Source organism: Klebsiella michiganensis (assembly GCF_002925905.1).
GTDB classification, from domain to species: domain Bacteria; phylum Pseudomonadota; class Gammaproteobacteria; order Enterobacterales; family Enterobacteriaceae; genus Klebsiella; species Klebsiella michiganensis.
In genome coordinates, this window is sequence record NZ_PRDB01000011.1 from 222,827 (window position 1) to 229,880 (window position 7,054).

General features: G+C 61.5%; 7 protein-coding genes and 1 pseudogene. 2 read left to right on the forward strand and 6 right to left on the reverse strand.

Annotated features, from left to right (window positions below):
• Window positions 1-37: 37 nt before the first annotated feature.
• The 3 genes and pseudogenes from puuE to CDA56_RS22015 form a co-directional block, all read right to left on the reverse strand.
• Complete coding sequence (puuE, locus tag CDA56_RS22005) at window positions 38-970, reverse strand: allantoinase PuuE (protein ID WP_004849698.1); 933 nt, start codon at window positions 968-970, stop codon at window positions 38-40.
• Window positions 858-1,730, reverse strand: a pseudogene (locus CDA56_RS22010) (aspartate/glutamate racemase family protein); the annotation flags it as partial. The gene puuE and the pseudogene CDA56_RS22010, both read right to left, overlap by 113 nt.
• Window positions 1,730-2,446 carry a GntR family transcriptional regulator gene (locus tag CDA56_RS22015; RefSeq protein ID WP_014228762.1) on the reverse strand — a complete coding sequence of 239 codons (717 nt, stop codon included), beginning with the start codon at window positions 2,444-2,446 and terminating at the stop codon, window positions 1,730-1,732. The gene CDA56_RS22015 and the pseudogene CDA56_RS22010, both read right to left, overlap by 1 nt.
• Before the next feature lie 144 nt (window positions 2,447-2,590).
• Between CDA56_RS22015 and CDA56_RS22020 the strand changes: the two genes are divergently transcribed.
• Together CDA56_RS22020 and guaD are read left to right on the forward strand one after the other, a co-directional pair.
• Complete coding sequence (locus CDA56_RS22020; RefSeq protein ID WP_014228761.1) at window positions 2,591-4,078, forward strand: NCS1 family nucleobase:cation symporter-1; 1,488 nt, start codon at window positions 2,591-2,593, stop codon at window positions 4,076-4,078.
• Between the two features lie 109 nt (window positions 4,079-4,187).
• Window positions 4,188-5,507: a guanine deaminase gene (guaD, locus tag CDA56_RS22025; protein WP_064378462.1), complete on the forward strand. Its 1,320-nt coding sequence runs from the start codon at window positions 4,188-4,190 to the stop codon at window positions 5,505-5,507.
• A 104-nt stretch (window positions 5,508-5,611) separates the two neighbouring features.
• On the opposite strand, the gene uraH is transcribed toward guaD, so the two are convergent.
• From uraH to CDA56_RS22040, 3 genes are all read right to left on the reverse strand, one after another.
• Window positions 5,612-5,938 carry a hydroxyisourate hydrolase gene (gene uraH, locus CDA56_RS22030; protein WP_025106221.1) on the reverse strand — a complete coding sequence of 109 codons (327 nt, stop codon included), beginning with the start codon at window positions 5,936-5,938 and terminating at the stop codon, window positions 5,612-5,614.
• Complete coding sequence (gene uraD / locus CDA56_RS22035) at window positions 5,935-6,435, reverse strand: 2-oxo-4-hydroxy-4-carboxy-5-ureidoimidazoline decarboxylase (protein WP_038424292.1); 501 nt, start codon at window positions 6,433-6,435, stop codon at window positions 5,935-5,937. Before uraD ends, uraH begins: the two co-directional genes overlap by 4 nt.
• Window positions 6,413-7,054 (reverse strand): solute carrier family 23 protein (locus CDA56_RS22040; protein WP_277949468.1); only part of this gene is annotated, 642 nt, incomplete at its 5' end. The genes uraD and CDA56_RS22040, both read right to left, overlap by 23 nt.

Sequence of the window (7,054 nt, forward strand, 5' to 3'; positions counted from 1 at the left end):
CGGGTAAGCCGCTTGCGGCGCGACCCGGGGAACGCCTTTACCCCCGGAACGGATGAACGTCGCGCCAGTGGTCGGCAATCTGCTGACGAGTGCAGACCCAAACCTGGTCGTGCTGCTGCACATAATCAAGGAAACGCTGCAGCGCGCGGAAGCGGCCCGGGCGCCCCAGCAGGCGGCAGTGCATCCCGATGGACATCATCTTCGGCGCGCTGGCCCCCTCGGCGTACAGCACATCGAAGCTGTCTTTCAAATAGGTGTAAAACTGCTCGGCGGTATTGAACCCCTGGGCGGTGGCAAAGCGCATATCGTTGGCGTCGAGGGTATAAGGTACGATCAGGTGCGGCTTACGCGTCCCGTCGCCGCAGGCCACCTCGCTCCAGAACGGCAGATCGTCGCCATAATAGTCGCTGTCGTAATCAAAACCGCCGTGCTCCACCACCAACTGGCGGGTATGGGGACTATCGCGCCCGGTATACCAGCCGGTGGGCGGTTTGCCAAACAGATCGGTTAACACCTGCACGGCTTTATGAAGATGCTCCCGCTCCTGCTCGATAGGCATATTCTGGTAGTGGATCCAGCGCCAGCCGTGGCTGACCACGTCATAGTTCGCCGACTTAATCGCCTCGACCACCTCGGGATGACGCGCCAGCGCCATGGCGACGCCAAACACGGTCAGCGGCAGTCCCCGCTGGCTGAACTCATTATGGATGCGCCAGAAACCGGCGCGGCTGCCGTACTCATACAGCGAATCCATCGACATATGCCGGTCAGGATAGCTGGCGGCGCCGATAATATCGGACAGAAACTGCTCAGAACCGGCATCGCCGTGCAGCACGTGGTTTTCCGAGCCCTCTTCGTAGTTCAGAACAAACTGCACGGCGATGCGCGCATTGTTCGGCCACCGCGCGTGCGGCGGCTGTCCACCGTAGCCGCGCAGGTCGCGCGGGTAATCGTCTGCCAAAAATGCCATCTGCTACCTCTTCATATTAAAAGGGATTTAATGCCTGAAATTTGCCGCTCAACGCCTTGGCTTCCGGAAACCCTAAATCGCCCTGCTTGCTGGTCGACAGGCCTAACGCCACCAGCGACTCAACCATTTTGACCGCCGCGCTGACGCCATCGATCACCGGCACGCGCAGCTCGCGGGTCAGCTCCTGGGCCAGCGTCGCCATCCCGCCGCAGCCCAGCACGATAGCCCCGCAGCCGTCCTCTTTTAGCGCCTGGATACAGCGCGCTCGTACTTTCTCCTGCGCCAGACCGCTGCCGTCCTCCAGCGCCAGCACCGGTAAATCAATGGCGTGCAGGGCGGCGCAGTGGTCATGAAAACCATACTGGTGCAGCAGATGACGCGCGATGATCAGGGTGCGCGGCAGCGTGGTCACGATGGAAAAACGGGTGGCCACCAGCGTCGCCATATGCATCGCCGCTTCGGCAATCCCCACTACCGGCCCCTGCGCCAGCTCGCGCGCCGCCAGCAGCCCGGGGTCGCCAAAACAGGCGATCACGTGCCCGTCTACCCCCTGTTGACGACCGGCTTTGATCTGCTCCAGCACGCCCACGGCGGCGATGGCTTCATCAAAGTGCCCCTCTATCGACGGCACGCCCTCGCGGGGGCAGATCGCCAGAATCTCGGTTCCCGGCGCGGCAGCCGCCCGCGCGGCGGCACCGATGGTTTCCGTCATGGCCAGGCTGGTGTTGGGGTTGATGACTTGTATACAAACAGCGGCCATTACGGCTCCTTATAGCCGGCAAACAGCCGGGCAAAATCGGGCAGGGTCACGCCAGAGCGCTCAAAACAGAGGCTGGCGACAATATGTTCAAAATGGTGGCTTAAGGCGTCGCTCAGGGGCTGGAGCGCCTTGTCACGCAGCAGCTGGACAAGCTGTTCGTGATCGTCGCAGCGGCAGCCCTGACGCCACGGCGATCCCCACGCCGCGATAACCAAGGATGAACGCTGGCTCAGGCGGGTCACCATCTCGGTGAGCACCTGATTGCCGGAGATCGCCTGCAGCTGGATATGAAACTCGGCCGAATAGCGGATCGCCGCCGGGCCGTCATAGCGTTCATGCGCCTGTTGCTCCTGACGGATAATGGCCTCCAGCGCCGCCAGGTGCGGCGGCTGGCAGCGGGTCAGCACATCCGGCAGGTTGGCCACCTCCAGCAGCGCGCGGGTACGGAAGATCGCCTGCGCCTCTTCGACCGTTGGGCTGGCGACCTGTGCACCACGTTTGGGCGTCAGGGCGACCATTTGCACAGTCGCGAGTCGTTGCAGCACTTTTCTGATCCCGGTGCGGCTTACGCCAAACACCTCCGCCAGCGCCTCCTCCGGCAGTTTGCTCCCCGGCGGCAGCTGATGCTCGACGATCGCGGTCATCAGCGCCTGATAGATGGATTCGTCTTTATCCTGCAGTTCTGGCGCGGCCTGCAGACGATGTTGGTTGCTCATTAACCACTCCGACTTTCACTTTTTGATATCGAATCGTATACATAAAATTTAATTCTTGCATACAAAATTAACTGTTTTGGCCTGATTCCTGCAACAGCCTCGGCAATCCATTTAAACGGGTGTTCATTTACAGGAGCAGGTTTCATGCCAAATCAACAAAATACGCATCAGGTTAAGGCCGCTGATCCCCACGCTGGATACAGCCCACGGCTTTGCAATGAGGATCTGGCGCCGACGCGCGACCAGAACTGGAGCTGGTACAACATCTTTTCTTTCTGGATGTCGGACGTGCACAGCATGGGAGGCTACGTGGTGGCGGCGAGCTTCTTTACCCTTGGTCTTGCGAGCTGGCAGGTGCTGCTGTGCCTGCTGGTGGGGATTTGCATCGTTCAGCTGTGCGCCAACCTGGTGGCGAAGCCCAGCCAGATGGCGGGGGTGCCCTACGCGGTCATTTGCCGTCAGGCGTTTGGCGTCTTTGGGGCCAATATTCCGGCGGTGATCCGCGGGCTTATCGCCTTCGCGTGGTACGGCATTCAGACCTATCTCGCCGCCAACGCGCTGATGCTGGTGCTGCTGAAGTTCTGGCCCTCGCTGTCGACGCTCACCGCTTCCAGCTTCCTTGGCCTGTCGCATCTGGGCTGGCTCTGCTTCGCCACCATGTGGCTACTGCAGGCGATGGTGTTCTGGCACGGGATGAACGCCATCAAGCGCTTTATCGATATCGCCGGCCCGGCGGTCTACGTGGTAATGCTGGCGCTGGCGGGATGGATTGTATACAAGACCGGTTTTGACGGGATCTCCTTTACCCTCGCCAGCAAATCGCTGAGCGCCGGGGAGCAGACCTGGCAGATGATCACCGCCACCGCGCTGGTGGTCTCCTACTTCTCCGGCCCGCTGCTCAACTTTGGCGATTTCTCGCGCTACGGCAAAAGCATGGGCGAGATCCGCCGCGGCAACCGCTGGGGCCTGCCGTTTAACTTCCTGCTGTTCTCCATCGTGACCGTGGTGATTGTCTCCGGCACGCAGTCGCTGTTTGGCCGCATGATCACCGACCCGATTGAGACCGTGAGCCGCGTGGGTAACGACCTGGCGGTCGCCATTGGCCTGCTGACCATGATCACCGCCACCATCGGGATTAATATCGTGGCCAACTTTGTCTCCCCGGCGTTCGATTTCTCTAACTGCTCGCCGCAGAAAATCAGCTTCCGCACCGGCGGGATGATTGCCGCCGTGGGATCGATTTTGCTGACGCCGTGGAACCTGTTTAACTCGCCGGAGCTGATCCACTACACCCTCGACGTGCTGGGGGCGTTTATCGGCCCGCTGTTCGGTATCCTGATCGTGGACTTTTACATCATTAAGCGCGGCAAGGTTTCCGTTAACGACCTGTTCGACGACACGCCAAAAGGCCAGTACTGGTACCGCAACGGCTTTAACCCGAAAGCGATCGCCGCCCTGGTACCCTCCGTCGCGATTGGTCTGGTCATCAGCTTTATTCCGGCCCTGCACGAAGTGGCTAACTTTAGCTGGTTTATCGGCGTCTTCCTGAGCGGCGCGGCCTACCGCTGGATCGCCCGCGACGAGCGCGTCGGCGCCACCGCCGGCTTCAGCGCCCTCGCCCAGAAAGAGTAACCCGGCTTTCCCGCCGCGGCGTCACGTCGCGGCGGCTCTCCGCCTGCGCAAACTGGCATTAATCTTGCTCAATCAACCTATCCTTTCGCTAACCCACAGGGCAGCTATGATGTTTGACTACCATGCCGCGGTTCGCGGCGCATTTTTCGATATCGCCGGGGTTGCCGAGAGCGCCGACGATATCGCCCGCCAGGCGCGCTATCTGGAGGATGGAGTGCTGTTTCTTCGCGACGGACGCATTCAGGCGCTGCTGCCGTGGCAGGAGGGCGAACGCTTTCTGCACCCGCAGAAGGGCTATCGCGACCTGCGTGGTAAGCTACTGCTGCCGGGGTTTGTCGATGCCCACGTCCACTATCCGCAAACCGAGATGATCGGCGCATTTGGCGAGCAGCTGCTGGAGTGGCTCACCACTTATACCTTTCCGGTGGAGAGCCAGTTTGCCGATGCCGACTACGCCGCGGAGATCGCGCAGTTTTTTGTCAACCAGCTGCTGAGCCACGGCACCACCACCGCGCTGGTTTTTTGTACGCTGCATCCGCAATCGGTGGATGCCCTGTTTAACGAAGCGCTGCGCCTGAATATGCGCCTGCTCGCCGGCAAAGTGATGATGGATCGCCACGCGCCGGACTACCTTAGCGAAAGCGCGGAGCAGAGCTACCGGCAAACCCGCGAACTGATTGAACGCTGGCACCGGCGCGGCCGCCTCGGCTATGCCATTACGCCGCGCTTCGCGCCGACCTCAACGCCGGAGCTGCTGGCCGCGGTGCGGCAGCTGCGGGAAGAGTTTCCCGATACCTGGCTGCATACCCATCTGAGCGAAAACCTCAACGAGGTGGCGTGGGTAAAAAGCCTGTGGCCGGAGCATGAGCACTATCTTGACGTCTACCATCACTATCGGCTGACCGGCGAGCGTAGCGTGTTTGCCCACGGCATTCACCTGGCGGACGCCGAGTGGCAGTGCCTGCACGAGACCGGTTCAGCGCTGGCCTTCTGCCCGACGTCAAACCTGTTTCTCGGCAGCGGGCTGTTTCGTTTACCGACCTGCTGGCAGAACAAAGTGCGCATGGGCATCGGTAGCGATGTTGGCGCGGGCACCACCTTCAGTATGCTGCGCACCCTCGGCGAGGCGTATAAGGTCAGCCAGCTGCAAAGCTATCGCCTGCGCGCCAGCGAAGCCTTCTACCATGCGACTCTTGGCGGCGCGCGCGCGCTGCGCCTTGATGAGAAGATTGGCAATTTCCAGCCCGGCAAAGAGGCCGATTTCGTGGTTATCGACCCGGCGGTCACGCCGCTGCAAAAGTTACGCAGCGGGCGCTGCAAAGATATCTATGAACAGCTGTTCGTGCTGATGACCCTGGGCGATGAACGTAATATCAGCGAGACGTGGGTAAACGGCGAGCGCGTGTGGGGGGATGCGGCTGCGCAGTAGTCCCTTTCCCGGAGGCGGCACGTTGTGCCTGTCCGGGCTACCAGACCACAGACAGTGCCGAACTCGTAGCCCGGACAGGCGCGCAGCGCCGCCTCCGGGGAAATTTAGCTGCCGCGATAGGTAGACCAGCCGCCGGGGGCAATTAAAAACGGTAAATGATAGTGCTCGCCAGCCGCTTCGCGGATGACGAAATCAATCTGCGCGCTCAGGTAGAGCGTCTCGCGCCCGCTGGCGGCAAACCACTCGCCGATTTCCGCGCACAACCGGTAACGCCCCGGTGCCAGCGTCCCGGCGCCGAGTTCGCCAATGCGACCGTTATCATCGGTGACGCCGCGGGCAACCAGCGCGCCTTCGCGCTCCAGCGCAATCTTTACGCCCTGCGCCGGTCGGCCGGTGGAAATATCCAGAATATGGGTGCTTAAGGTACTCATTCGCCAATCGCTCCTTCCAGTCTTAATAGGGTGATTTCGCGCAGCTGCGCTAACGCGTCCTCGACTTCTGCGCGCTCGCTGTTTTGCAGGCGACGCGACAGCGCAGCTAAGATTTCATCCCCGCTGCGCCCTTTCGCGCGAATCAAAAAGACCCGGCCAAATCGCGCTTCGTAGCGGGCGTTGCCCTCTTTCAGCGCCTGCGCCAGCGCAGCATCGCGGTCATCAACGCTTCCCTGTTCCTGACGCGAGAGCGCCGCGTGCGCCTGAGACCCGGCGGGCTTTTCGCCGATACGCGGATGGGCGCTTAGCGCCTCGGTCAGCTCCGCTTCGCCCCACGCCGCCATCAGCCGCCGGGCGGCGCTGAGTAAATCAGCGCGGCTGCGCCAGGGCCGGCCGGCGGCCAGCGCCGCCGCCCAGCCGGAGATGGCCACGCAGGGTTCCAGCACGGCGACGGCATGTTCGCCGCTCAGCTGATTAAAGTGATTCAGCGCGATCATCGGTGCTCCTTGTGGCCGCCGCCGCGGCCGGTTTCTCTTCCGGAATAATCAGATTCAGGACAATCGCCACCAGCCCGCCGCTGGTCGCCGCGGAACCGAACAGGTTACCCACGATCGGCGGGAAGTGGGTCAGAAACGCCGGAACCGCTTCAATGCCGAGACCAAAACCGAAGGCCAGGCCAACGATCAGCATATCGCGACGGGTTAGCGGTTTCTGGGTGATAATGCGGATCCCCGCCGCCACAACGCAGCCAAACATCACCATCGTCGCGCCGCCCAGCACCGGCGCCGGAATCTGGCGCAGTATCTCGCCGAACGGCGGAAACAGGCCCAGCAGAATCAAAATCACCCCGATGTAGCGGCCAACGTAGCGGCTGGCGACGCCGGTCATCTGAATCACGCCGTTGTTTTGCGCAAAGGTGGTATTGGGGAACGCGCACAGCATCGCCGCCACCATGCAGCTTATGCCATCGGCAAGAATGCCGCCTTTCAGCCGCGAACGAAAGGCCTCGTCATCTATCGACTGCTGAGAGATCAGGCAATTGGCCGTCAGATCGCCTACCGCCTCAAGAATGCAGACCAGCGACACCAGCGCAATCGGCAGAAAAATCGCGCTGTT